The sequence below is a fragment of the Novosphingobium sp. genome, from assembly GCF_040398825.1.
Lineage (GTDB): Bacteria > Pseudomonadota > Alphaproteobacteria > Sphingomonadales > Sphingomonadaceae > Novosphingobium.
The window spans coordinates 82,912-106,063 of the sequence record NZ_JBBATI010000006.1 but is presented as its reverse complement, the minus strand read 5'-3'; the positions used below and the strand labels follow the sequence as shown (position 1 = coordinate 106,063).

At 64.1% G+C, this 23,152-nt stretch carries 21 protein-coding genes and 1 tRNA gene; 12 read left to right on the top strand and 10 right to left on the bottom strand.

Annotation, left to right across the window (positions count from 1 at the left end):
* Positions 1–69 precede the first annotated feature (69 nt).
* Together ABWP89_RS05375 and ABWP89_RS05370 are read left to right on the top strand one after the other, a co-directional pair.
* Positions 70–1,707, top strand: a complete 1,638-nt coding sequence (locus ABWP89_RS05375) for a hypothetical protein (RefSeq protein ID WP_353227753.1) — start codon at positions 70–72, stop codon at positions 1,705–1,707.
* 102 nt (positions 1,708–1,809) lie between these two features.
* Positions 1,810–4,074: an NADP-dependent malic enzyme gene (locus ABWP89_RS05370; protein ID WP_353227751.1), complete on the top strand. Its 2,265-nt coding sequence runs from the start codon at positions 1,810–1,812 to the stop codon at positions 4,072–4,074.
* Position 4,075: 1 nt separating this feature from the next.
* Here the strand turns inward: ABWP89_RS05370 and ABWP89_RS05365 are convergent, their stop codons facing one another.
* Together ABWP89_RS05365 and ABWP89_RS05360 are read right to left on the bottom strand one after the other, a co-directional pair.
* Complete coding sequence (locus tag ABWP89_RS05365; RefSeq protein ID WP_353227749.1) at positions 4,076–5,338, bottom strand: dicarboxylate/amino acid:cation symporter; 1,263 nt, start codon at positions 5,336–5,338, stop codon at positions 4,076–4,078.
* 75 nt (positions 5,339–5,413) lie between these two features.
* Positions 5,414–6,619, bottom strand: a complete 1,206-nt coding sequence (locus ABWP89_RS05360; RefSeq protein WP_353227747.1) for an MFS transporter — start codon at positions 6,617–6,619, stop codon at positions 5,414–5,416.
* A 251-nt stretch (positions 6,620–6,870) separates the two neighbouring features.
* On the opposite strand from ABWP89_RS05360, the gene serS reads away from it, so the two are divergent.
* Together serS and ABWP89_RS05350 are read left to right on the top strand one after the other, a co-directional pair.
* Complete coding sequence (gene serS / locus ABWP89_RS05355) at positions 6,871–8,154, top strand: serine--tRNA ligase (RefSeq protein ID WP_353227746.1); 1,284 nt, start codon at positions 6,871–6,873, stop codon at positions 8,152–8,154.
* The gene (locus tag ABWP89_RS05350) at positions 8,151–8,909 is read left to right on the top strand and encodes a peptidoglycan DD-metalloendopeptidase family protein (RefSeq protein ID WP_353227744.1); all 759 of its coding nucleotides are present in this window, start codon (positions 8,151–8,153) and stop codon (positions 8,907–8,909) included. Before serS ends, ABWP89_RS05350 begins: the two co-directional genes overlap by 4 nt.
* Positions 8,910–8,913: 4 nt before the next feature.
* Here the strand turns inward: ABWP89_RS05350 and ABWP89_RS05345 are convergent, their stop codons facing one another.
* Positions 8,914–9,330: a DUF1761 domain-containing protein gene (locus tag ABWP89_RS05345; RefSeq protein ID WP_353227743.1), complete on the bottom strand. Its 417-nt coding sequence runs from the start codon at positions 9,328–9,330 to the stop codon at positions 8,914–8,916.
* Between the two features lie 124 nt (positions 9,331–9,454).
* On the opposite strand from ABWP89_RS05345, the gene rimO reads away from it, so the two are divergent.
* The 5 genes from rimO to ABWP89_RS05320 all read left to right on the top strand — a co-directional run bounded on the left by rimO (position 9,455) and on the right by ABWP89_RS05320 (position 15,329).
* Complete coding sequence (gene rimO, locus ABWP89_RS05340) at positions 9,455–10,873, top strand: 30S ribosomal protein S12 methylthiotransferase RimO (RefSeq protein ID WP_353227742.1); 1,419 nt, start codon at positions 9,455–9,457, stop codon at positions 10,871–10,873.
* 51 nt (positions 10,874–10,924) lie between these two features.
* A complete protein-coding gene (locus ABWP89_RS05335) occupies positions 10,925–12,454 on the top strand; it encodes a flavin-containing monooxygenase (protein WP_502915237.1) in 1,530 nt (509 codons plus the stop codon).
* Positions 12,455–12,495: 41 nt separating this feature from the next.
* Entirely contained in the window at positions 12,496–13,257 is a 762-nt protein-coding gene (locus ABWP89_RS05330) for a competence/damage-inducible protein A (protein WP_353227782.1), read from the top strand.
* On the top strand, positions 13,254–13,817 hold the full coding sequence (locus ABWP89_RS05325; protein ID WP_353227739.1) for a chorismate--pyruvate lyase family protein: 564 nt from the start codon (positions 13,254–13,256) through the stop codon (positions 13,815–13,817). The genes ABWP89_RS05330 and ABWP89_RS05325 overlap by 4 nt, the downstream gene beginning before the upstream one ends.
* A gap of 129 nt (positions 13,818–13,946) precedes the next feature.
* Positions 13,947–15,329, top strand: a complete 1,383-nt coding sequence (locus tag ABWP89_RS05320) for a hypothetical protein (protein ID WP_353227738.1) — start codon at positions 13,947–13,949, stop codon at positions 15,327–15,329.
* 722 nt (positions 15,330–16,051) lie between these two features.
* Here ABWP89_RS05320 and rplA read toward each other — a convergent pair.
* The 5 genes from rplA to ABWP89_RS05295 form a co-directional block, all read right to left on the bottom strand.
* Positions 16,052–16,753 carry a 50S ribosomal protein L1 gene (rplA, locus tag ABWP89_RS05315; RefSeq protein ID WP_353227736.1) on the bottom strand — a complete coding sequence of 234 codons (702 nt, stop codon included), beginning with the start codon at positions 16,751–16,753 and terminating at the stop codon, positions 16,052–16,054.
* A 4-nt stretch (positions 16,754–16,757) separates the two neighbouring features.
* On the bottom strand, positions 16,758–17,189 hold the full coding sequence (rplK, locus tag ABWP89_RS05310) for a 50S ribosomal protein L11 (RefSeq protein WP_353227735.1): 432 nt from the start codon (positions 17,187–17,189) through the stop codon (positions 16,758–16,760).
* A gap of 196 nt (positions 17,190–17,385) precedes the next feature.
* Positions 17,386–17,922, bottom strand: coding sequence for a transcription termination/antitermination protein NusG (gene nusG, locus ABWP89_RS05305; protein WP_353227734.1), 537 nt, complete (start codon positions 17,920–17,922; stop codon positions 17,386–17,388).
* Positions 17,923–18,020: 98 nt separating this feature from the next.
* Positions 18,021–18,215 carry a preprotein translocase subunit SecE gene (secE, locus tag ABWP89_RS05300; protein WP_353227732.1) on the bottom strand — a complete coding sequence of 65 codons (195 nt, stop codon included), beginning with the start codon at positions 18,213–18,215 and terminating at the stop codon, positions 18,021–18,023.
* A 165-nt stretch (positions 18,216–18,380) separates the two neighbouring features.
* A complete protein-coding gene (locus tag ABWP89_RS05295) occupies positions 18,381–20,225 on the bottom strand; it encodes a diguanylate cyclase (protein ID WP_353227781.1) in 1,845 nt (614 codons plus the stop codon).
* A 181-nt stretch (positions 20,226–20,406) separates the two neighbouring features.
* On the opposite strand from ABWP89_RS05295, the gene ABWP89_RS05290 reads away from it, so the two are divergent.
* From ABWP89_RS05290 to ABWP89_RS05280, 3 genes are all read left to right on the top strand, one after another.
* Positions 20,407–21,714: an O-antigen ligase family protein gene (locus ABWP89_RS05290; RefSeq protein WP_353227731.1), complete on the top strand. Its 1,308-nt coding sequence runs from the start codon at positions 20,407–20,409 to the stop codon at positions 21,712–21,714.
* A gap of 155 nt (positions 21,715–21,869) precedes the next feature.
* A complete protein-coding gene (locus ABWP89_RS05285; protein ID WP_353227729.1) occupies positions 21,870–22,127 on the top strand; it encodes a BrnT family toxin in 258 nt (85 codons plus the stop codon).
* Positions 22,120–22,392 carry a BrnA antitoxin family protein gene (locus ABWP89_RS05280; protein WP_353227728.1) on the top strand — a complete coding sequence of 91 codons (273 nt, stop codon included), beginning with the start codon at positions 22,120–22,122 and terminating at the stop codon, positions 22,390–22,392. The genes ABWP89_RS05285 and ABWP89_RS05280 overlap by 8 nt, the downstream gene beginning before the upstream one ends.
* Before the next feature lie 29 nt (positions 22,393–22,421).
* Here the strand turns inward: ABWP89_RS05280 and ABWP89_RS05275 are convergent, their stop codons facing one another.
* Together ABWP89_RS05275 and ABWP89_RS05270 are read right to left on the bottom strand one after the other, a co-directional pair.
* Positions 22,422–22,985, bottom strand: a complete 564-nt coding sequence (locus ABWP89_RS05275) for a hypothetical protein (RefSeq protein ID WP_353227726.1) — start codon at positions 22,983–22,985, stop codon at positions 22,422–22,424.
* Positions 22,986–23,066: 81 nt separating this feature from the next.
* Positions 23,067–23,142 (bottom strand) — tRNA-Trp (locus ABWP89_RS05270).
* Positions 23,143–23,152: the final 10 nt, after the last annotated feature.

Genomic DNA, 23,152 nt, shown 5'->3' with positions numbered 1-23,152 from the left:
CCGCCCGGCGACCATCCGCAGCCGGGGCCCAAAAGCCATTGGCGTGAGCCACAACCGGCGCAAGCGCTGATGCAACGCCGTCTGATTGATCACGTGCGCGCGCTGTGGCCGTTTGGGCAGGATCGCGCCATGCTGCCCTGGCTGTCGGGCGCCGGCATCGCGATCATCGTGCTGCTGATGTGCCTGCCGTTTGTGCTGGTCGAAGTGCCGCCGCTGATCGACATTCCCGGACACATGGGCGCCGCCGCGATCGAGGCGGCCGGGCCGACCAGCCCGCTGGAAAAATACTTTTCATGGAAATGGTCGTTCACGCTCAACATCGGCGATGGCGTGCTGATGAAGCTGATTGGCGAACCGTTTGGCGTGCTGGCCGCCGGGTGGTGGTCAACCGTGCTGGCATGCGCGCTCTATGCCGGCGGGTGCCTGGCCACGATCCGCATGCTGAACGCGCGCGGCGGCTATGGCGCGGGCTGGGCGCTGGTCTATGTGTTCAGTTTTCCACTGCTGACCGGGTTTTTGAATTTCATCCTGGCCACCGGGATTTCGCTGACCGGGTTTGCCGTGGCGGTGTGGCTGGAAGCGCGGCCCGAACGGCGTGCGGCGGTGCTGATCGTGTTGCAGCCGATCGCGCTGCTGTGCCACGCCATCGGCGGGCTGTTGCTGGGGCTGCTGATCGCCGCCAATGCGGTGGGCCGCGAACTGGATGCCCTGCCCGCCGGATGGTGGCGGCGGTCGCAGATTCGCGCTGTGCTGGCCAGCCACGACTGGCGCGCGACCTTACGCCGGCTGGCGGTGCTGTTGTGGCCGCTGCTGGCGACGGTGCTGACCATCGTGCTGTGGAAACTGCTGTCGCCGCCCCCGGCGCGCAGTTTCAACCGCTGGCGCTGGGATGAAAAGGAATGGTACCTGATCCTGACGCTGCGGGATCAATCGATGATCCTGGATGTGGCGACCACCGCCGCCAGTTACCTCCTGATCGTGTTCGGCTGGGCGATTGGCGGTCGGTGGAAATGGTCGCAATTCCTGCCCGGCTTTGTGGTGCTGGCCGAATTTGTTGCCATCCCCAGCGATATCAATGGCAGCAATTTCGTCGATGTGCGGCTGTTGCCGGTGGCCTGCATGCTGTTGCTGGGGCTGATGGACTGGAGCCGGGCGCGACCACGCATAGCAGCGGCCGTGGCCTATGCCGGGATGGTATTGCTGGCGCTGCGGCTGGTGGTGACCGCCGCCAGCTTTGCCGATTATGCCGATGATTTCCGCCGGCAGCTGGTGGCACTGCAACATATTGAGCGGGGCAGCCGCGTGCTGGCCTTTGTCGAACATTCGTGCCTGCAGGAATCGTGGCGCAACACCCGGCGCGATCACCTGGCCAGCCTGGCCAGCATCTATCGCCAGGCCTGGGTCAACGACAACTGGGCGGTGCCCGGGTTGCACATGGTGGTGCCGCGGTTCAAACCCGGGCGCAATTTCACCGCCGACCCGTCGGAATTCGTGTGGTCGCCACGCTGCGCCGGGGGGCGTTTGCGCGGGGTGGACAGCGCGCTGAAATACGCGCCGATCGAACGCGTCGATTATGTCTGGCTGATCGACACCGGCATGCCCCAGCGCCCCGATCCGCGGCTGCGGCTGGTATGGCGCGATGGGCGCAGCCTGTTGTTTGCGGTACGCCCACTGGCGATTCCCAACTGGCAGCCGCGCGGGCTTTAGCTAATCGATTAGGCAGAATCCCAGCGCTTGACGGCGGCGAAAAGAGCGGACAGGGCCAATGGCGCACCACCGGCGCGGGTGCGATCGATGTGAGGATATGCGATGTCAGACGAAAGCAACGTCCGTTTCACCGAACGCGAAGCGCTGTTCTATCACAAGACCATCCGCCCCGGCAAAATCGAGATCATCGCGTCAAAACCGGTGGCCACGCAACGCGACCTCAGCCTGGCCTATTCGCCCGGCGTGGCGGTGCCGGTGCAGGCGATCGCCGATGACCCGGCCTGCGCCTATGAATACACTGCCAAGGGCAATCTGGTTGCGGTGATTTCCAACGGCACCGCGATCCTGGGCATGGGCAATCTGGGCGCGCTGGCGGCCAAGCCGGTGATGGAGGGCAAGGCGGTCCTGTTCAAACGCTTTGCCGATGTCGATTCGATCGATATCGAGGTGGATACCGAAGACCCCGACAAATTCATCGAGGCGGTCGCGCTGCTGGAACCCAGCTTTGGCGGCATCAATCTTGAAGATATCAAGGCGCCCGAATGCTTTATCATCGAACAGGCGCTACGCGACCGGATGAAAATCCCGGTGATGCACGATGACCAGCATGGCACCGCGATCATTTCCGCCGCCGGTCTGCTCAACGCCTGTTTCCTGACCGGGCGCGAACTGAACGAGGTGAAAGTGGTGGTCAACGGCGCCGGCGCCGCCGCGATCGCCTGTACCGCGCTGATGAAGGCGATGGGCGTGCGCCATGACAATGTGATCATGTGCGACCGTTCGGGCGTGATTTACCAGGGCCGTGAAAAGGGCATGGACCAGTGGAAATCGGCGCATGCGGTCAACACGCCCGCGCGTACACTGGAAGAAGCGCTGAAAGGCGCGGACATTTTCCTGGGCCTGTCGGCAGCCGGCGCGCTGAAACCCGAATGGGTGATGGACATGGCGCCGCAGCCGATCATCTTTGCGATGGCCAACCCCGACCCGGAAATCACCCCGCCAGAGGCAAAGGCCGCGCGCCCCGATTGCATTATCGCCACTGGCCGGTCGGATTATCCCAACCAGGTCAACAATGTGCTGGGGTTTCCCTTCATCTTTCGCGGCGCGCTGGATGTGCGCGCAACCACCATCAACGAAGAAATGAAGATTGCGGCGGCCCAGGCCATTGCCCGGCTGGCGCGCGAAACCGTGCCCGAAGAGGTTGCCGCCGCCTATGGCAAGAACCACCAGTTCGGGCTGGATTACATCATCCCCGCACCGTTTGACCCGCGCCTGATGGAGGTGGTGTCATCCGCCGTGGCCAAGGCGGCGATGGATTCGGGCGTGGCACGCCTGCCGATCGACGATTTCGATGCCTATCGCACCAGCCTGAAGGCGCGGTTGAACCCCACCACATCGGTGCTGACGCAAGTCTATGCGCAGGTGAAGCAAAACCCCAAGCGGGTGGTGTTTGCCGAGGCCGAAAACGAAGTCGTGCTGCGCGCCGCGATCCAGTACCGTGATTTCGGCTATGGCACCCCGGTGCTGGTTGGCCGCACGCAGGCCGTGCGCGACAAGATGGCCGAACTGGGCGTGTCGGACCCCGACAGCTATGAAATTCACAATTCGGCCAATTCGCCGCTGGTGCCCGAAATGGTCGCCTATCTCTATCCGCGCCTGCAACGCCGCGGATTTCTGGAACGCGACATCAAGCGCATGGTGAACCAGGAGCGCAACGTGTTTGCATCGCTGCTGGTCGCGCTGGGGCATGGCGAGGCGATGATTTCGGGGATGACGCGCACCTTTGCGCAGACCCTGACCGAAGTGCGCCGCGTGCTGGACCCGAAACCGGGCGCGCTGCCGTTCGGCATCCACCTGATGGTGGGCAAGAACGACACCGTGTTCATGGCCGACACCACCGTCAACGAGCGCCCCTCTGCCGAAGACCTGGCGCAGATCGCGATCGAAACTGCCGCCGTCGCGCGTCGCATGGGGCATGAGCCCCGGGTCGCGTTCATGTCGTTTTCGACATTCGGCAATCCCTATGGCAAATGGATCGACAACATTCGCGGGGCGGTGGCCATCCTGGATGCGTCTGCGCCGGGGTTTGAATACGAAGGCGAAATGTCGCCCGACGCCGCGCTCAATCCCAAGGTCATGGCCAACTATCCGTTCAGCCGATTGTCGGGGCGCGCCAATGTGCTGATCATGCCGGGCCTGCAATCGGCCAACATTTCGGCCAAACTGTTGCGCGAACTGGGCGGCAATGCCGTCATCGGGCCGATGCTGATCGGCATGGAAAAGCCGGTCCAGATCGCCCCGATGACCGCGCTGGCGCCCGACCTGCTGACGCTGGCGGTGCTGGCAGCAGCAGGCGTGGCGGGGTAGGTCAGGCGCGGAGCGGCGCCGTTCGCCCGTTCAGCCAGCGATTGACCAGCGTCACCACGGTCAGATCGCCGGTGACATTGGCCGCGGTTGTCACCGGATCGATCAGCGCCACGACCGCGATATACAGCGGCAGGATTGCCATCGGCGCGCCCAGCAGGTGCATCGCCGGCGCCGAACTGGCATAAAGCACCGCCGCGCCGGGCAGGCCGGCAGCGCCCGCACAGGCCAGCAGGATGGCGATGGCCGTCAGCACCAGCAGCACCGGGCCGGGCTGAATACCCGCCGCATGCGCCGCCACCAGCACGCCGGCCGAACACAGCGACACCGAACCGATGCGGAACACCGACACCGCCAGCGGGATGGTCAATCCCACCACGTCTTCCGGGATCATCAGCCGTTCCACCGCGACCTCGATCATCACCGGCGTGGTCGCCATTGACGAACAACTGCCCGCCGCCATCGCCTGCGCCGGGACAATCGCGCCGGCAAACCACCGCACCGGCGCTGCGCCAAACGCCAGAATCGCGCCATAGCACAGCGCGATCATCATCACCCCGGTGGCCAGCCCCAGCGCGAGATAAGTGGCCAGCAATTGCGCCACGCCGATCCCCGACGACAGCCCCAGCCCCAGCGCCAGCACGAAAATGCCCAGCGGCGCCAGCACCAGCACCCAATCGACAATTTGCAGCATCGCCGCCTTCAGGTCGGCCAGCATGCGCATCAGCGCACCATCATCCAGCGCGCCCCCATCTTGCCCAATGGCACGCGGCAGCCGTGCCAGCGCGATGCCCAGCACCAGGCCGAACACCACCAGCGGAAAGATCTGCCCCTGGGCGGCAGCCGCCACCGGATTGTCCGGGATGATCGCGGTCAGCTGTGCCGCCAGCCCGGGCACCACCTGCGGCGCGGTTTCGCCGGTCAGACCATCCAGCGCGTGCGCCGGCAGCGGCCAGATGCGCAACGCCACCTCGGTCAGCGCCATGGCGCTGGTGACCGCCACCAGCAGGCTGGCACCAAACAGGCCAAAGGTTGATCCGATCAGCCGACCGCCCCGTCCACCGGCGACCGCGCTGGCCACACCATGCGTGACCAGCGCAAAAATCAGCGGAATCAGCGTCATTTGCAGGGCGCGCACCCACAGCGTGCCAATCGGCAGAACCGCCGTGGCGGCGGCGATCAGGCCCGCATGGCCCGACCAGCGGGTGGCTACACCCACCAATGTTCCGAACACCAGCACGGCCAGCAACAGGACGGTTCGGTTCATGCAGACGCCTTTGTATCACCGGTTCGGCGCACCGTAGCGCCAGACCGGACCGGGTCAACCGGGCCGAATTGCGCATCACACCACGGTGCGGATACGGCTGATCAGCAATGCCGCCAGCACGCAGCACGCCGCGGCCCCGGCAAAGCCCGGTGCCCACAGCGATTCGGCGGTGGCGCCGGCCACCGCCAGCACCAGCCCCGGCACCACGATCGACGGCAAGGTGTTGGCCAGGTTCATGTACCCCAGCATTTCGCCCGGGCGCGGATGATTGTGCAAGGCCTGCGCCACCAGCGCGGCATCGAGCGCCAGATAGGCAATCAGCCCGACCTGAAACAGGCCATAGCCCGCCAGCATCAGCCAGCCGCTGCCCGCTTGCAGCGCGCACAGCGCCAGCCCGGCGACCAGCGCACTGGCCATCATCGGCGCGCGGCGGCGGCGATGATGGTCTGACCACCGCCCGGCCAGCACGGTCACCACCAGCACCGCCAGCGTCGTCACCAGCACCAGCCGGCCAAACAGCACATCAACCGAATGGCCGGGCAGCACGCCTGCGCGATCGGGATGGCGCACGATGAACAGATAGAAATAGGTGACCACAAACGATGCGCCGCATTGCATCAGCAGCCGCGCCAGCCCGATCCGTGCCAGATCCGCCACGATCGATGGGCCGGATATCTGCGGCCGCGACGGCGCGGACAATGCCGGCTGCGACGGCGACGCCGGCATCGCTGCCGCCGCAAACGGCCACACCACGATCAGCGGCAGCACGCTCAATCCCACCAGCCCCGCCACCGCGACAAACGGCACCGCACTGTCGCGCGGAAAGGCCAGCGCGGCGACCCCGGTGCCCAGCCCCGCCAGCGGGATCGCCAGATTGGCCAGCGCCGCCACCCGGCCTTTGGCGTGGTCGGCAAAATGATCGACCAGCAGCGCACCCAGCGGGGCAAACATCAGATTGAGCGCGATCTGAAACGCCACCAGCCCCACCACCAGCGCGGGCACCTGCTGTGCCAGCCCCAGCCCGGTCAGCGCGGCCATGGTCAGGCCCAGCCCGACCGCGATCGGCACGCGGCGGTTACCATGGCGGCGGCGCCACCCATCGCTGAAGCGTCCCGCCATGATATGCGCAAGGCTGGCAGTGATCGCGCCCACCAGCACCACCACCGACGTGATCGCCGCCGCACGATCGGGCGCGACCGCGATGATCCGCCGCGGCAGCAACAGCGCCAGCAGGGGGGCATAGGACACATGCGCGCCAAACGTCGCCCACGCATACAACACGGCGCTGCGCGCAAGCGGAACCGTGCCCGCGGCGGGTGGCGACCCGTCACAGCCTGTTACCGCCCCATCCCCGCCTGTCACGTCGCTATGCCGCTTCATCGCCAACGGCATACCCAGCGGCATCCCGGTTGACGAGGGGCGCGTGGTGTCGGGTGCTGTTTTTGCGGGACGGCTGACATTTTTGTGACTTCGCGCAACAGCCGCGACCCGGCTTGAAAGCGGCGCCCGGCGCGGGCATAGGCTGATCCACCATGCATGATATCCGTCTGATCCGCGAAAACCCCGCCGCGTTCGATGCCGGCCTTGCCCGGCGCGGGGGTTCCCCCGTGGCTGCCGCCATTCTGGACCTCGACACCCGGCGGCGCGATGTGCTGACCCGCAGCCAGGCCGCGCAGGCCCGCCGCAACGAAGCGTCAAAGGCGATCGGCGCGGCGATGGCCAAAGGCGATCGTGCCGGGGCCGAGGCGATCAAGGCCGAGGTCGCCGCGCTGAAGGACCAGATCCCGGCGCAGGAAGAGGCCGAACGCGCGCTGACCGCAGAGCTGAACGCCATGCTGGCCGCGCTGCCGCAGATCCCCGCCGACGATGTGCCATTGGGCGCGGACGAGGCCGACAATGTCGAAGTGCTGCGCTGGGGAAGCCCGCGCACGTTCGATTTTACCCCGCGCGAACATGCCGACATCGGCCCGGCGCTGGGCCTGGATTTTGAAACCGGCGCCCTGCTGGCGGGTGCGCGGTTCACCTTTCTGCGCGGGGGCATGGCGCGACTGCACCGCGCGCTGGGCCAATTCATGCTGGATCTGCAGACCGGCACGCATGGCTATACCGAATGCATTACCCCGCTGCTGGTGCGCGATGAAGCGGCGTTTGGCACCGGCCAATTGCCCAAATTTGCCGAAGACCTGTTCCGCACCACCGATGGCCGCTGGCTGATCCCCACGGCCGAGGTCAGCCTGACCAATTCGGTGCGCGAACAGATCCTGCCCGATACTGCGCTGCCCGTGCGGATGACCGCGCTGACCCCGTGTTTCCGGTCAGAGGCGGGATCGGCGGGGCGCGACACGCGCGGCTTTATCCGCCAGCACCAGTTTGAAAAGGTCGAATTGGTATCGATCACCCGGCCAGAGGATTCCGACGCCGAACACGAACGCATGACCGCGTGCGCCGAAGCGGTATTGCAGGCGCTGAACCTGCCCTATCGCAAAGTGCTGCTGTGCAGCGGCGACATGGGCTTTACCGCGCGCAAAACCTATGACCTGGAAGTGTGGTTGCCGGGCCAGGGCGCGTACCGCGAAATATCGTCGTGCTCCAATTGCGGAGATTTTCAGGCGCGGCGGATGAACGCGCGCTATCGCCCCGATGGGACCAAGACCAATGCGTTTGTTCACACGTTGAACGGTTCGGGGCTGGCGGTTGGCCGCACATTGGTGGCGGTGCTGGAAAATTACCAGCAGGCCGATGGTTCGGTCGCTGTGCCGGACGTGCTGGTGCCACTGATGGGCGGCGTCGCGCGATTGACGCCACCGGGCGGGTGAGGACCCACGCGGCACTGGTGCTGGCGCTGCTGGCCGGCGTACCGGGTGCGGGGCAGGCCCGGCCGGCGCCGATCATCGCGTGGAGCTATACCGTGCAGCAGGGGGACACGCTGGCCGCGATCGCCGCGCGCATGGGCATCGCACCGTCCGATCTGGCCAGGGCGAACCATCTTGATCCGGATGCCATGATCACCCCTGGCATGGTGCTGAAACGCCCAGACGCCACTGGCAGCCCGCACCAGAGCCGTCACACCGCGCGCACGGCGCCGCGCGTGGTACCCGATCCTGTCCGCCACCCGGCACCCCGCCCCGCCCCCGCAGCGCGGGCGCCAGCCTGGCCAGACGCACCCGTGGTGCGCAACCTGCCGGGCACACCCCGGCTGGTCTGGCCGACATCGGGCGCGCTGGTCACCGCGTTTGGCGCCACCACCCGCAAAGGCCAGGCCAATGGCATCGATCTGGTCGCCTTTGCCGGAATGCCGGTGCGCGCTGCTGCCGCCGGCCGGGTGATCTTTGCCGGGACGGAGCCCGAACGGTTCGGACAGTTGATCGTGATCGACCATGGCGGCGGCTGGGCCACCGCCTATGCCTATCTGGGCAAAGTCGCGGTGCATGAAGGAACAACCGTGCGCGCCGGCGCCGTGATCGCGCGCATCGGCGCCAGTGGCGAGGTCAAAAAGCCCACGCTGCATTTCGAACTGCGCCACGACAACGTGCCACGCGATCCGATCCCTGCGCTGCCGATCCGGTTGTAAGTCCCTACAGCCGCGCCATCAGGTAAAAGGTCAGCCCGATCGTCAGGTAGGAAACCAGCCAGAACCCGGCATCGATCAGCGTCAGCCGCAGGCTGATGCGCAGGTTCATGTAATTGATCACCAACGCCGGAATGATAAACGCCCCGGCCAGCCCGCCGGTCATCATGAAATAGAGCCAGGGCTTTACCGCCAGCGTCACCAGCCCGACCCGCGCAAACATATGCCCGATCATCGCCGACGATATCAGCAGAGCCACGAAGGTCAGCGCCAGCGTGCGCCACGGCGCCGCGCGATGGCCCAGACCGCCCGGGCCAAGCTCCTCCAGCCGGGCGCGGCCATAAAGCGGGCCATACCATACCGACGACACCGCCAGCGCCGCCAATGCCGCAACCAAGACCGCCAACCAGTTCACCGGACCCATCGACGCTCTCCAGCCACCAATTTCTGCGAAATCGGCGGAATTGCCCCATACAGAGCGCAGCCCGCATTGGCAATTCGCGCGACGCGTGACCGCGCAACAAAAACGCGCTATGGGCCGCGGCCTTATGGCATCCACACAATCCCCCGCTCACCCGTCCGCCGTTTCATTGCCCGCCCCGCGTCGGGTCGGCATGGTCAGCCTTGGCTGTCCCAAGGCGCTGGTCGATTCCGAACGCATCCTCACCCGGCTGCGCGCCGATGGCTATGCGATGAGCGCCGATTACCAGGGCGCCGATGTCGTGCTGGTGAACACCTGCGGCTTTCTCGATTCGGCCAAGGAGGAAAGCCTGGCCGCGATTGGTGAGGCGATGGCCGAAAACGGCCGCGTGATCGTGACCGGATGCATGGGCAATGAGGCGGACGCGATCCGCGCGCGCTTTCCCGGCGTGCTGGCGGTGACCGGCGCGGCCCAGTATGAAGACGTGGTCGATGCGGTGCATGCCGCCGCCCCGCCGGGCATGGGGCCCTATATCGACCTGATCCCGCAATCTGCGCCCGGCGATGTCAAACTGACCCCGCGCCATTACAGCTATGTGAAGATTTCCGAAGGCTGCAACCACGCCTGCGCATTCTGCATCATCCCGCAATTGCGCGGCGGGCTGGTCAGCCGGCGCATCGATGCCGTGCTGCGTGAGGCGGAAAAGCTGGTGGCGGCGGGCACGCGCGAACTGCTGGTCATCAGCCAGGATACATCGGCCTATGGCGTCGATGTGCGGTACGAAGAACGCCAGTGGAAGGGTGCGCCGGTGCGCACGCACATGACCGATCTGGCGCGCGAACTGGGCGGATTGCGCACCCCCGATGGTGATGTGCCATGGGTGCGGCTGCACTATGTCTATCCCTATCCGCATGTCGATGCGGTGATCCCGCTGATGGCGCAGGGGTTGATCACGCCCTATCTCGACATCCCGTTTCAGCATGCCAGCCCGGCCGTGCTGCGTGCGATGAAGCGCCCGGCGAACGAGGCCAAAGTGCTGGAACGCCTGCGCGCCTGGCGCGACATCTGCCCCGACCTGACCGTGCGGTCGAGCTTTGTGGTCGGCTTTCCGGGTGAGACCGAGGACGATTTCCGCTATCTGCTCGACTGGCTGGATGAGGCGCAACTGGATCGCGTCGGCGCGTTCCGGTTTGAACCGGTGGCGGGCGCGGCAGCCAATGCGCTGCCCGATCCCGTGCCAGACGCGGTGAAGGAAGAACGCTATGCCCGGATCATGGAACGCACAGAGGCGATCAGCGCCGCCAAGCTGGCCGCCAAAGTGGGGCGCACCCTGCGCGTGATCATCGACGAGGTGGGCGATGCGGATGAAGACGGCGATATCGGCGCCACCGGCCGGTCGCAGGCCGATGCCCCCGAAATCGATGGTGCGGTCTATCTGCGCGATGTGCCGGCGACGCTCAGCCCCGGACAATTTGTCGATGTGCTGGTCGAGGATGCCGATGCGCACGATCTGTACGGGGTAATCGTGCCATCTGGCCAAGCGTGATGATTTCGCATAGGGTTTAAGGAATCGGTTAAAAACACCACGGAGAGAATGATGGCGGCCAGCGCGGCACAGCACGAAACGACGGATGCACCGCTTGATATGGTGATCGTCGGCGCCGGGATTTCCGGCATCGGCATGGCCGCGCATATGCAGCAGATGTGCCCTGGCCGTCGCTATGCCGTGCTGGAACGCCGCGACCGCATTGGTGGCACCTGGGATCTGTTCCGCTATCCCGGGGTGCGGTCGGACAGTGACATGCACACGCTGGGGTTTGTGTTCGAACCGTGGCGGCACGAAAAATCGATCGCCGATGGCCCGTCGATCCTGGAATACCTTGATCGCATTGCCGATGAACGCGGCATCCGCCCGCATATCCGCTTTGGCACGCAAGTGCTGTCGGCCAATTGGGACAGCGGCGCCGGGCTGTGGCGGCTGGAGGTCGACGGCCCGGACGGGCGCGGGCAGATCGCCACCCGCTTTATCCTGCTGGGTTCGGGCTATTACGATTATGACGCGCCCTATGACGCGCCGATCCCGGGCAAGGACCAGTTTGCCGGCACGATCGTGCACCCGCAATTCTGGCCCAATGATCTGGATTACGCCGGCAAACGCGTGGTGGTGATCGGATCGGGGGCGACCGCGGTCACCGTGGTGCCGGCGATGGCGAAAACCGCCGCGCATGTCACCATGCTGCAACGCACGCCAACCTGGATGGCATCGCGCCCGGCCAAGGACGGCATCGCCAATTTCCTGCGCCGGGTGCTGCCCGAAATGCTGGCCTATCGCCTGACCCGGTTCAAGAACATCCAGATGCAATCGATGGTGTTTCACCGCGCGCGCAAAAACCCCGACAAGATCAAGGCCTATCTGACCAAACAGACGCAGGACCAGCTGGGCAGCCAGTACCAGGCGCGCGATTTCACCCCGCCCTATGATCCGTGGACGCAGCGGTTGTGCCTGGTGCCCGATGGCGATCTGTTCGCGGCGATGCGCGATGGCAAGGCCAGCGTGGTGACCGACCAGATCGCGACGATCGATGCCACCGGGGTGCAATTGCAATCGGGCACGCATCTTGATGCCGATGTCATCGTCACCGCCACCGGGCTGACCATGACCATGGCGGGCAAGATCGCGTTTGCCATGGATGGCGTGCCGATCGACTGGTCAGAGCATTACTATTACAAGGCCTGCATGTTTTCGAACGTGCCCAATCTGGCGGCGGTGTTCGGTTATCTCAACGCGTCATGGACGCTGCGCGCGGACATCATTTCCGATTATGTCTGCCGCCTGCTCAACCTGATGGAGGCGCGCGGGGCGTCGGTCGCCACGCCGGTGCTGCCCGCCAACCACGATCTGGTCGACCTCGACGCCTTTGACCTGTCGTCCGGATACATTTCGCGCGCGCGGCATCTGCTGCCCAAAAGCGCGACCGACATGCGCTGGCGGCTCAATCAGGACTATGTGCGCGACCGCGCGTGGATGAAAAGCGATCCCATCGATGATGGCGCGCTGCGGCTTGATCCCGCGCCGGCCGCCGCGCATCCCGCCCTGCCCGAAGAGGTGCTCGAAGCGGCCGAATAGCCCTCTTGCACGGGGCGGGCATTGCTATATCCACCGTGGCCATGACCCAAACCAACCGTATCTGGACCGCCGCGCTGATCGTGGTCGGTGACGAAATCCTGTCTGGCCGCACGCAGGACAAGAACATTGCCCAGGTCGCCACCTGGCTCGGCGTGCAGGGCATCCGCCTGCGCGAAGTGCGGGTGGTGCCCGACGTGATGGATGCGATTGTCGAGGCGGTAAACACGCTGCGCGCGCGCAACGATTACCTGTTTACCACCGGCGGGATCGGCCCCACGCATGACGACATCACCGTCGATGCGGTGGCCGAGGCGCTGGGCGTGCCAGTGGTCATCCATCCGCGCGCACGCGCCGTGCTGGAAAGCTATTACGCCACGCGCGGCGGGCTGAACGATGCGCGGCTGCGCATGGCGCGCGTGCCCGAAGGCGCCGGCCTCATTGAAAACCGGCTGTCGGGTGCGCCCGGCATTCGCGCCGGCAACGTGTTCCTGATGGCGGGCGTACCATCGATCACCGCACAAATGCTCGATGGGCTGACCGGCACGCTGGAAGGCGGATTGCCGCTGGTGTCGCACACCGTGGGCTGCTGGGTCGCCGAAAGCGAAATCGCCGACCTGCTGCGCGAAACCGAGGCGCATTTTGCCGGGGTCCAGATCGGCAGCTATCCGTTTTTCCGCGAAGGCCGCGTTGGCGCCAATTTCGTGATCCGTTCCACCGATGCCGAATTGCTGGCCGCCTGCGCCGGATCGCTGGCCACGGCGCTGGCCGACCTGGGGCGGGAACCGTTCGACGGCGGGATATGAGCGTTCGCGGCGGCCTGGCGGCTGCCGCGCTGGTTGCGGTTGCGTTGGGTGGCTGCACCCAGACCGCCGCTATGGCCGAATTTCGCGCCACACTGGCCCGCCACGACAGCGCGACCGTGGCGCTGGAAGAATGGTGCGGCCAACGCGCAATCCTGGTGCCCGGCCACGTGTTGGCCACGGTCCAGGATGATGCCGATCGCGTTCCAGTCACCGCGGGCATCCGCGCCGCGCTGGGCGTCGCTTCGGCCGAACCGGTGCGCGCGCGGCATGTGCTGTTGTCCTGTGGCGGGGTGGTGCTGTCGGATGCGCGCAACTGGTATGTGCCGGCGCGGCTGACCCCCGCCATGAACACGCTGCTGGACACCACGCAAGCGCCGTTTGGCAAAGTGGTCGCGCCGCTGGGCCCGCACCGCCAGCCGCTGCCCCCCGGCATGGCATCACCCGCGCCCTGCCCCGCCGCCACCATTCACCATGTCACCGCCGTGCTGCGGCGCAACGACGGACAGCCGATCAGCCTGGTCAGCGAATGTTACACGCGGGCCAACACCGCCGCACGGTAACCCCCCCTCGGTATTCCGAAGCTTAATTTTGGTGCGCCAATCTGACAGGGATCAAGGAAGAACCCCAAAAATGGTGGTTTGATCACCCGATCGAAGGGTGACGTCGTCACCACCTGATGGGGATCCCACATGCTGCTCGCACCTGCAAAAAAGCCGACCGCTCTGAAACATTTGCGCCTGGCCTTGCGGCTTGGCCTGCCGACCGCCGCGTGTCTGGGCGCACTGGTGATGACCCGTCCGGCAGCCGCCGTCCCCAGCTTTGCCGACCAGACCGGGCAACCGTGCCAGGCCTGCCACGTTGGCGGTTTCGGCCCGCAGCTGACCCAGTTCGGCCGCGAGTTCAAGCTGAACGGCTATACCATGCGCGGGGCCAAGAAATTCAATGTGCCGCTGTCGGCCATGGCGATCGCGTCTTACACCCATACCAAGACCGACCAGGTGCCCGCGCCCGACAACCTGTCACCCAACGACAATGTGACGTTTGACCAGGGCAGCGTGTTTCTGGGCGGCGGCGTGGGCAAACATTTCGGCGGGCTGGCGCAATTGACCTATGACGGCATCGGCAAGGCATGGACGTGGGACAACGTCGATCTGCGCGCGGTGACCCAGGGCAAAGTGTTTGGCAAAGATGCGACATTCGGCATCGATTTCAACAACAACCCGACCGTGCAGGACCCGTGGAACACCACTGCCGGCTGGGGGTTCCCCTATACCGGCGGCGCGGTGGCGCAGACCCCCGGCGCATCGCCGCTGATCGACGGCGGGCTGGCAGAGGAAGTGGTCGGCATGACCGCCTATGCCTGGATCGACCACCATATCTATCTGGAGGCCGGCGGCTATTCCTCTCCCAAGGCGCGCACGCTGCAATGGCTGGGGTCCGATCCGGTCGGGCTGGGCGATATCCATGGCCTTGCGCCCTATGGCCGGGTCGCGTGGACGCACGAAATCGGCAGCGGGCAACTGGAACTGGGTGCATTCGCGTTAAAAGCCGCGATCAATCCCGGCCGCGACCGTTCGAGCGGGCTGACCGACCATTACAGCGACGTGGGCATCGATGCATCGTACATGCTGCCCACGGCCAAGGGTGATACGTTCACGGTGCAGGCGCGCTATGTGCACGAATCCGAAAACCTGATGGCCAGCTGCGCGCTGAATGAAATGCCGGTGGGTTGTGCCGATACCCATTTGCGCGAATTGCGCGGTGACATTGCCTATTCGTACCGCGGCAAACTGGGGCTGACACTGGCCGCGTTTTCGGTCACCGGGCCGCCCAACACGTTCATCTATACCGGCCCGCTGGCCCGCCCCGACAGCAACGGGGTGACCGCGCAGATCGATTACACCCCGTGGGGTGCCGGCAATGGCCCGTTGGGCCCGCTGGTCGCGCTGCGGGTCGGCGCGCAGTTCACCGCCTATGGCCAGTTCAACGGCAACCGCCGCGATTTCGACGGCAACGGTGCCGCCGCATCGGACAACAACGCCCTGCGCCTGTTCACCTGGATCGCGTTCTGACGCGGGGCAGGTGTAAACGCAGAACAAAAATGGGCCACAGATAGCCCCTCCCCTCAGGGGAGGGGTTGGGGAGGGGTGTCCAACGCCCGAAATAGTGTGGATCGCCCATGCCTCGCAATCCCCCACCCAACCCTCCCCCACCGGGGAGGGCTTAGGCGAAGCGGGCAAATTTCCAGCTTGAACAAATGGCCGGAATTTGCAGAACGCTGACGGCTAAGTGGTTTTACAGCGGCCCAAGGTAGGCGCCCGTCAGCCTGTCAAAGCAATATACAAGATCACCACCCTCCCAGATTACCCCTGACTTCTTGTAGAAGAAGTAACATCTCCGTGCTTTGGTCTGAAGTGTCATCGACCCAGTCTTGTCACGAAAAACATGAATAAAATCCGGATTCTCAATCCCCAAATGTTGCCGGGCGATCTGGTATTGCTGATCGTCGACCGCCGACCTCTTTATAATTTCAATATGTGCGAAAGACCAGTAATCGTAGTACTCGTAGACAAGCAGAGAAGCCGCTCCGCCTGCGTAAGCCAACGTTACCAGCAAAACCATCGTGGCTTTCCGCATAAATACCCTTCTGCATGGTCTTTGGGCCGGGGAAAGAATACGGTTTGCGCGAAATGGCACAAATCTTCAATGGTGCTGGCAACTGGCACACACACCCAACAAAAAACCGGCCGGGATCGCTCCCGGCCGGTTTTTTGTTTGCTTGTGCTGCGAAAAATCAGCCGCCGTAGACTTGCGCCACGTCGATCTTGATCCCCGGGCCCATCGAGCTCGACAGACCGACCTTGCGGACATATTTGCCCTTGGCGCCGGTCGGCTTGGCCTTGACGATGGCATCGACAAACGCGTCGAAATTGGCGCGCAGCGCTTCGTCCGAAAACGACAGCTTGCCAATCCCGCCATGGATGATCCCGGCCTTTTCAACGCGAAATTCGATCTGGCCGGCCTTCGCCGCCTTGACCGCATCAGCGACGTTGGGGGTAACCGTGCCCAGTTTCGGGTTCGGCATCAGGCCCTTTGGCCCCAGGATCTTGCCCAGGCGACCAACCAGGCCCATCATGTCGGGCGTGGCGATGACGCGGCCATAATCGACCGAGCCGCCCTGCATTTCTTCGAGCAGGTCTTCGGCACCGACGCGGTCGGCACCGGCGGCCAGCGCCGCTTCAGCCTTGTCACCGCGTGCGAACACGGCAACCTTGACGTCCTTGCCGGTGCCCGACGGCAGCGTGACCATGCCACGCACCATCTGGTCGGCATGACGCGGATCGACGCCGAGGTTCAGCGCGACTTCGAGCGATTCGTCGAACTTCGCGCTTTTCAGGTCCTTAAGCAGCGCGATCGCTGCATCGACGCTGTACAGCTTCTGGTTGTCGCCCAGCCGGGTTTCCAGCGCCTTGGTCTTTTTGGTCTGCTTTGCCATCGGATCAGCCCTCCACAACCTGAATGCCCATCGAACGGGCGGAGCCTTCGATGATCTTTGCCGCCTGCACGAGGTCGTTGGCGTTGAGATCCTTCATCTTCAGCTCGGCGATTTCGGTCAGCTGCGCACGGGTGATCGTGCCGGCAGAAGCCTTGCCCGGCGTCTTTGAACCCGCTTTCAGGTTCAGTGCCTTTTTGATGAAGAAGGTCGCCGGCGGCGTCTTGGTGATAAAGGTGAACGACCGGTCCGAATAGACGGTGATCACGGTGGGCAGCGGCGTGCCCTTTTCCACTTCCTGGGTGGCGGCGTTGAATTCCTTGACGAAACCCATGATGTTAACGCCGCGCTGGCCCAAGGCGGGCCCGATCGGCGGCGAAGGCTTGGCTTCGCCGGCTTTGATCTGCAGCTTGATATAGCAGTCGATCTTCTTGGCCATGATGGCCTCCTGTTCTTCCTGTTGGGGTTACCCCCGCAGAGTGAGCGGTCAAACAGCCTGGCCCAAGGGCCCAGCCTCCCGCAGCGGAATCATCCCGGACACACCGGAACGAAGAGCGGGCGCATAACAGCGCACGCACAATTTGCAAGCAATACCCGCGCCCCGGTCCAAACCTGGACCAAACGCCGGGCGCCGGTTACTTGACCAGTTCGACTTCTTCGAACGCCAGTTCCACCGGGGTGGCACGGCCAAAGATCGATACCGACACCTTGACGCGCTGCTTGTCGAAATCCAGCTCTTCGACCACGCCGTTGAACGAGGCAAACGGCCCCGCGTTGACCTTGACCGAATCGCCGATTTCGTAATCGACCATGACCTGCGTGCTGGGTTCGGCCGCGGCCGCTTCACGCGCGCCGAAATAGCGCTGCGCTTCTTTTTCGGAAATCGGCTGCGGTTTGTTGTTGGTGCCCAGGAACCCGGTCACCTTCGCGGTGTTTTTCACGAGGTGATAGATATCGTCGTTCAGGATCAGTTTGGCCAGCACATAGCCGGGCATGAACTTGCGCTCGACCTGGACCTTTTTGCCGCGCTTGACCTCGGTGATCGTTTCGGTCGGCACTTCGACCGCTTCGACCAGCTGGGCCAGGCCCTTGCGTTCGGCCTCGGCCAGGATCGCTTCGCGCACCTTGTTTTCAAAGCCGGAATAGGCGTGGATGATGTACCAACGAGCCATAGATAATTCCTGAAACTGTCTTTCCCCACGCGCACCGGCGAAAGGGTCCCCTACCAGCCGCGCGAACCCCCCGCGCGGCAGCGATAACCAAACGATAATTAGGCGAGTTTGAGCAGGCTTTGCACAATAAACCCGAACAGGGTGTCGATCCCCAGAAAGAAGATCGAAAGGATCAGCATCATGACCGCGACAAAGATCGCGGTGGTCACGGTTTCCTGCCGGGTCGGCCACACGACCTTGCGGGCCTCGGCCTTGACCTGGTTGAAAAACTCGTTCGGGCTGGTCTTTGCCATGACTGTGTTGCTGCCTTCAGCGATAGGAAATTGCGTGACTTCCGCCTAGGGGCCATCGCCGCCCCGGACAGGTCCGGGAGGGGCAGTGGAGGCTCCATGATGCGGGAGAGATTCGTATTTAGGCGGCAAGGCGCAAAAACGCAAGAGTGGCGCGGTTGATGGGGATTACGCCACCGCGCGCACCGCGTTGCGACCGGACCGCTTGGCGTCGTACAGCGCCAGATCTGCGGCATCGAACAATGCCTCGCGGCTCATGCCCGCGCGCAATTGCGCCAGGCCGCACGAAATCGACGACAGCACCACGACATTGCCGACCACGTGCAGCGGTTCGGTGGCGATCACCCGCATGATGCGTTCGCAAATCGTCTGCGCGGCATCCAGGTTGCACTGGAACAGGATGGCAAATTCATCGCCGCTCAACCGTGCCACCACATCCTCTTCACGCGTGCCGGCCAACAGTCGCCGCGCGATTTCGGCCAGCGCGGCATCGCCCACCGGATGGCCATAGGTATCGTTGATCACCTTGAAATGATCGACATCGATCAGCGCCAAAGTCAGCGCGCGGGGCGGCGCATCATCCTGCGCCGCGATCGCGCGGTTCAACCGCTGGCGAAACCCGGCGCGGTTGAACACGCCGGTCAGATCGTCGGTTTCGATACGCCGCGAAATGGCCATTTCCCGTGCCTTGCGCACGGTGATGTTGCGCAAGGTGATCACCGATCCGACCGCCTGGCCCGGGCCATGCGGCGCCATGCGCAGCGACGCTTCAAGCGTGAGGTCAGAGCAGTTGAGCGGATGAACCTCGACCGTGCGCGACAGGGCGTCAGCGCGGTAGGCATCGCGGTGCAGGTGCCCCAACGCCAGCCCGACACGGGTGGCGATCGTGGCCAGCGGTACACCAACCAGCGCGTCGGGTTCGAGCCCGAGATAATCGCGCACCGGCCCGTCGGCCCAGCGGCACACCCCTTCGCCATCCAGCCCCAGGATGGCATCGGGCGAATGCGTCATGATCAGGCGCAGCAGTTCTTCGCGCTCGGCCAGCAAGGTACGCGCCTCTGCGCGCGAAGCAACGATGGTCGCCACCGGCATCGCCGTGCACAGCAGCACCGCCAGGTAGACCTGAAAAAACAGCGCCTCTGACGGCAGATCGATATGGATCAGCACCATCGGGCCAGCGTGGTGCAGGGTGGCAACGGTGCCGATCACCGCGACCAGCATCACGCCGACCTGGGTCGCCAGCCGCCCCAGCCCGAACGACAGCAGCAGCAGCGTGGATATGGGCAGGAACAGCAGCGGAAACCGGCTTTGATCAAACACCAGCAAGGTAACCATGGCGTGCAAGGCAAACAGCGCCGCCCCGCGGATCAGCGCCGGGCGTGACAGCGATTCCACCGATCGGGCAAAGCTGCCATCGAACACGCCTTTGAAAAACGGCGTAAAAATCACAAAGCCAAGCGCGTTGCTGGCATACCAGCGCACAAACGACGGCACCGCCGCAGCGCCGAACGCGCCCGCCGATGCCAGCATTCCCGCCAGCCCCCCCAGCGCCGGAACGACCAGCCCGGCCACCAGCAAAAACCGCACGATGGTGCGTCCGTCGGTCAGGATGTCTGGGTGGTCGGGCACGGTGGCCGGCGACCGGCGTGGCCCCAGCACTGTCGGCATATCCCACGCAGACAGCAGGATCTGTGCCGCCAGCAACGTCTGGCCCATGTTGATCGCGCCATACAGCACGATCCCCGGCGCCCAGCCGCGCGCCACGCCATTGGCCAGCAGATTGGCGAGCCATCCGGACAGCAGCAGGGCCGGCCAGTCGCTGCGCGGCCGGGACAGCAGCAGCGCCAGGATCACCGCATCCGATGGCCATACTGCGGCAATGTCGCGGCCATCGGTGGTCAGCATGATGGCGGCGATGGTCATGCACGCATAGGCAGACGCACCAACCAGTGCCCACAGGGCACGCGCGCGCGATTCTCTACCCCGCAAGGTGCAGCTTTCGTCCACTTCCATCAAGCGTTGATCGGCCAGCTTCATCGCGGTCACCATTGCTTAAGGCAAATGAACGAGTCCTTGCCGGACAGGGTTTTTCCCCCGGTAACCGGAAGCAATTGCGCTTGCGGCGGCCAGCCTTGCGACCCTATTGCCAATGCTGGAGTTTTCGATCGCCATGGCCGCGTTACCCGAATTTTGCTTGTCCGCTCCGGAACGGCTGATCGCCTGGACGATTGCCGCGACATATGGGTTGTGGCTTATCGGCGGAATTTATTTTGCCGGCCCGGTGCTGGGCTGGGTGCTGGGCTGGCAGGCGTTGCGTGCCTATTATCTGGCGCCGGTGTTGCTGGCAGAGGAACGCCCACCCGGGCCACCGCCGCCCGCGATCGTGGCGTGGCTGGGCGGCATGACGGTGATGCTGGTGGCGCTACTGATCGGCCATGCCAATTTCGGTCTGGATGCCGGGCAAACGCTCAAATCTGCGGTCGGCTGGGCCAAAGGCTGGGCGCTGATCGCGCTGTTTCCGCTGGCGGGCTATGCCCTGCCGATCCGCATCGAAGTGCTGGCCCGCGCGGTCTGCCGCCTGGCCCGCCAGACCCTGGTGCTGCTGCCGCTATTCCTGCTGGCGCCGATCCTGCATTTGCCGTCCAGGCTGTGGGTATCGCCGCTGACGGTGCTAGGCGGGGCGGGCGACGTGTTCTTTACGGTCACGCTGTACACCATCGATCCGGAAACGGGCACCGCCCGCTGGCAGTTCTTTGCGCCATGGGCGCCGGCGGCGGGGATTGTTGCCGTTATTCATTTCCTGCTGGCGCGGTATGAGCCGGTCGCGTCGTGGCGATGGACCGCCTATGTCGCCTCTGTGCTGCTGGCGCTGCTGACCTCGTCCCGCATGGCGCTGATTGCGCTGGCGGTGATCATCCCGCTGGCCATGCTGATCGGCCGTTTCCATCGCCCCAAGACCTTTTTTGCGCTGGCGCCGGTGGTGATGATCGGTGGCTGGTTCGCGCCGCAAGTGCTCGACCTGATCGCCAGCGCGCAAAACGCCTTTAACGGTGCGCGCGCGTCATCATCGCGGGTACGCGCGGCGCTGGGGCGGATTGCGGTCCAGCGCTGGCAGCACGAAGCATACTGGTTCGGCCATGGCATCGTCGAACGCGGGCCGCACCTGGTGGAATATATGCCGATCGGCAGCCATCACACCTGGTACGGCCTGCTCTATGTCAAAGGCCTGGTGGGCGTAATCGCGCTGGCGGTGCCAATGGCCTGGACCTTTGTGGCCACCGCGATCGCCGCGATGCGCGGCAAAATCGGTGAACTCGGCCTGGCGATGACGCTGACCTATCTGTTCTACAGCTTTGGCGAAAACCTTGAGGTGCTGACCTATCTCGCCTGGCCCGCGCTGATCGCCATCGGCATCGCGCTGAAACCGCCGGCACCGTCCACCGACGAACCCGCCGCCGGGATCAACGAGCCGGCACCCGACGATCACGCCATCGCCGTGTGAGGGCGAAAGGTCATATCGATTCTGGCGGATGAATGGCAGGAGGGTGGGCAAACCCCCGACCGCAATTCATTCAATGGCTTGGCTACCCACATTGCAATTTTTTGTATAGGCAAAAAACCTTTGCGCCCCGCATAAATTGTCTATACAAACAAGCGATGGATATCGAGTTCGACCCAGCGAAGGACTCCGACAACATCGCGAAACATGGTGTTTCGCTGGCGGATTTTGCGGGGTTTGACGCGATGCCGGTAACGATTGCCGATGACCGCCAGGACTATGGCGAAGCCCGCTTTCGCGCCTTTGGCCGGATCGACGGCGTGCCGCATATGATCGCCTATACGGTCCGGTCCGGCAAAGTCCGGTTGATCAGCTTTCGCCGCGCCCATGCAAAGGAAATGCGCCGCCATGAATGACCAGCGCCCCGTTGTTTTCGATGACGACAACCCGGAATGGACCAGGGATGATTTTGCCCGGGCCCGCCCGGCGGATGCAGTTCATGGCGCGGCCATCGCCCAAGCCCTGTTGCGCAAACCGGGCCGCCCGATCGGCTCCACCAAGACGAACGCCAAGAAATCGATCAGCCTGCGGCTCGACCCCGATGTGATCGAACGGTGGCGCGCCACCGGGCCGGGATGGCAGGCGCGCATGAATGATGCCCTTCGCCTCGCCCTGCGCTGAGGCCCTCATCTTAAGCTGCGAGCGGACATTCAAGGTGCCTGGAAATTGTCCACGGCGTGAATTGCGATGATGCGGTAGGGACCCGGTTCAGAGTTGCGGAACGAACCATTTTCAATGGCCGCGCGCGCCTCATCAAAGCTGTCAAAGAGGCAATTCTGATTCACCTTAAGAGACTCTGCCAGACGGTTGCATGAGAGAGGTGAGCATTCGGGCGATGTCCCTACAGAAAAGGTCACAACGTCAAATCCACTAAGGACTGCCGAATAAGGAGCCACGACGGCCGTTGCGAAGTCATTTGGTGCGAATGGCATCCAGGTTTCAGACTCTTCATCAAATTGCTGGTGAAATGCCTCGTAATAGAAGAGCGTTAGCGAATCGACGGATGTCCCCATCGTAAGCGCGACATTGTCAGCGGCGTCTGGTGTATCAAACAGCCACCAGCCGTTGTGACACCACATAGGGATGTAATCGCCCAAATCAGGCGATATGCAATTGCTGAGAGAATGTACCGCAACAACACCAGGGGCATTCAGCCAATCCGGCGCAGGAGAGGTGACGCTTTTCAGCATGTAGCCAAGGGGAACCATCGTCATTTTGTTCATCGTCGGAGCGTCGCACCGGAATGATCGCCGAAACCATCGGACGCAAGGTGACTTAGTGATACCAAAAGAAAATGGCAGGAGTGGAGGGATTCGAACCCCCGGCCCTCGGTTTTGGAGACCGATGCTCTACCAGCTGAGCTACACTCCTGCATCCGGCA

Excerpts from the sequence above, each read along its gene's own strand:
- secE (WP_353227732.1), bottom strand. The coding sequence starts at position 18,215 with ATGGCAAAGACCAGCCCGAACGAGTTTTTCAACCAGGTCAAGGCCGAG.
- ABWP89_RS05335 (WP_502915237.1), top strand. The coding sequence starts at position 10,925 with ATGGCGGCCAGCGCGGCACAGCACGAAACGACGGATGCACCGCTTGAT.
- ABWP89_RS05345 (WP_353227743.1), bottom strand. The coding sequence starts at position 9,330 with ATGGGTCCGGTGAACTGGTTGGCGGTCTTGGTTGCGGCATTGGCGGCG.
- ABWP89_RS05365 (WP_353227749.1), bottom strand. The coding sequence starts at position 5,338 with ATGAACCGAACCGTCCTGTTGCTGGCCGTGCTGGTGTTCGGAACATTG.
- ABWP89_RS05375 (WP_353227753.1), top strand. The coding sequence starts at position 70 with ATGCAACGCCGTCTGATTGATCACGTGCGCGCGCTGTGGCCGTTTGGG.
- ABWP89_RS05370 (WP_353227751.1), top strand. The coding sequence starts at position 1,810 with ATGTCAGACGAAAGCAACGTCCGTTTCACCGAACGCGAAGCGCTGTTC.
- ABWP89_RS05275 (WP_353227726.1), bottom strand. The coding sequence starts at position 22,985 with ATGACGATGGTTCCCCTTGGCTACATGCTGAAAAGCGTCACCTCTCCT.
- ABWP89_RS05330 (WP_353227782.1), top strand. The coding sequence starts at position 12,496 with ATGACCCAAACCAACCGTATCTGGACCGCCGCGCTGATCGTGGTCGGT.
- rimO (WP_353227742.1), top strand. The coding sequence starts at position 9,455 with ATGGCATCCACACAATCCCCCGCTCACCCGTCCGCCGTTTCATTGCCC.
- ABWP89_RS05280 (WP_353227728.1), top strand. The coding sequence starts at position 22,120 with ATGAATGACCAGCGCCCCGTTGTTTTCGATGACGACAACCCGGAATGG.
- rplK (WP_353227735.1), bottom strand. The coding sequence starts at position 17,189 with ATGGCCAAGAAGATCGACTGCTATATCAAGCTGCAGATCAAAGCCGGC.
- rplA (WP_353227736.1), bottom strand. The coding sequence starts at position 16,753 with ATGGCAAAGCAGACCAAAAAGACCAAGGCGCTGGAAACCCGGCTGGGC.
- ABWP89_RS05320 (WP_353227738.1), top strand. The coding sequence starts at position 13,947 with ATGCTGCTCGCACCTGCAAAAAAGCCGACCGCTCTGAAACATTTGCGC.
- ABWP89_RS05325 (WP_353227739.1), top strand. The coding sequence starts at position 13,254 with ATGAGCGTTCGCGGCGGCCTGGCGGCTGCCGCGCTGGTTGCGGTTGCG.
- ABWP89_RS05285 (WP_353227729.1), top strand. The coding sequence starts at position 21,870 with ATGGATATCGAGTTCGACCCAGCGAAGGACTCCGACAACATCGCGAAA.
- serS (WP_353227746.1), top strand. The coding sequence starts at position 6,871 with ATGCATGATATCCGTCTGATCCGCGAAAACCCCGCCGCGTTCGATGCC.
- nusG (WP_353227734.1), bottom strand. The coding sequence starts at position 17,922 with ATGGCTCGTTGGTACATCATCCACGCCTATTCCGGCTTTGAAAACAAG.
- ABWP89_RS05295 (WP_353227781.1), bottom strand. The coding sequence starts at position 20,225 with ATGGAAGTGGACGAAAGCTGCACCTTGCGGGGTAGAGAATCGCGCGCG.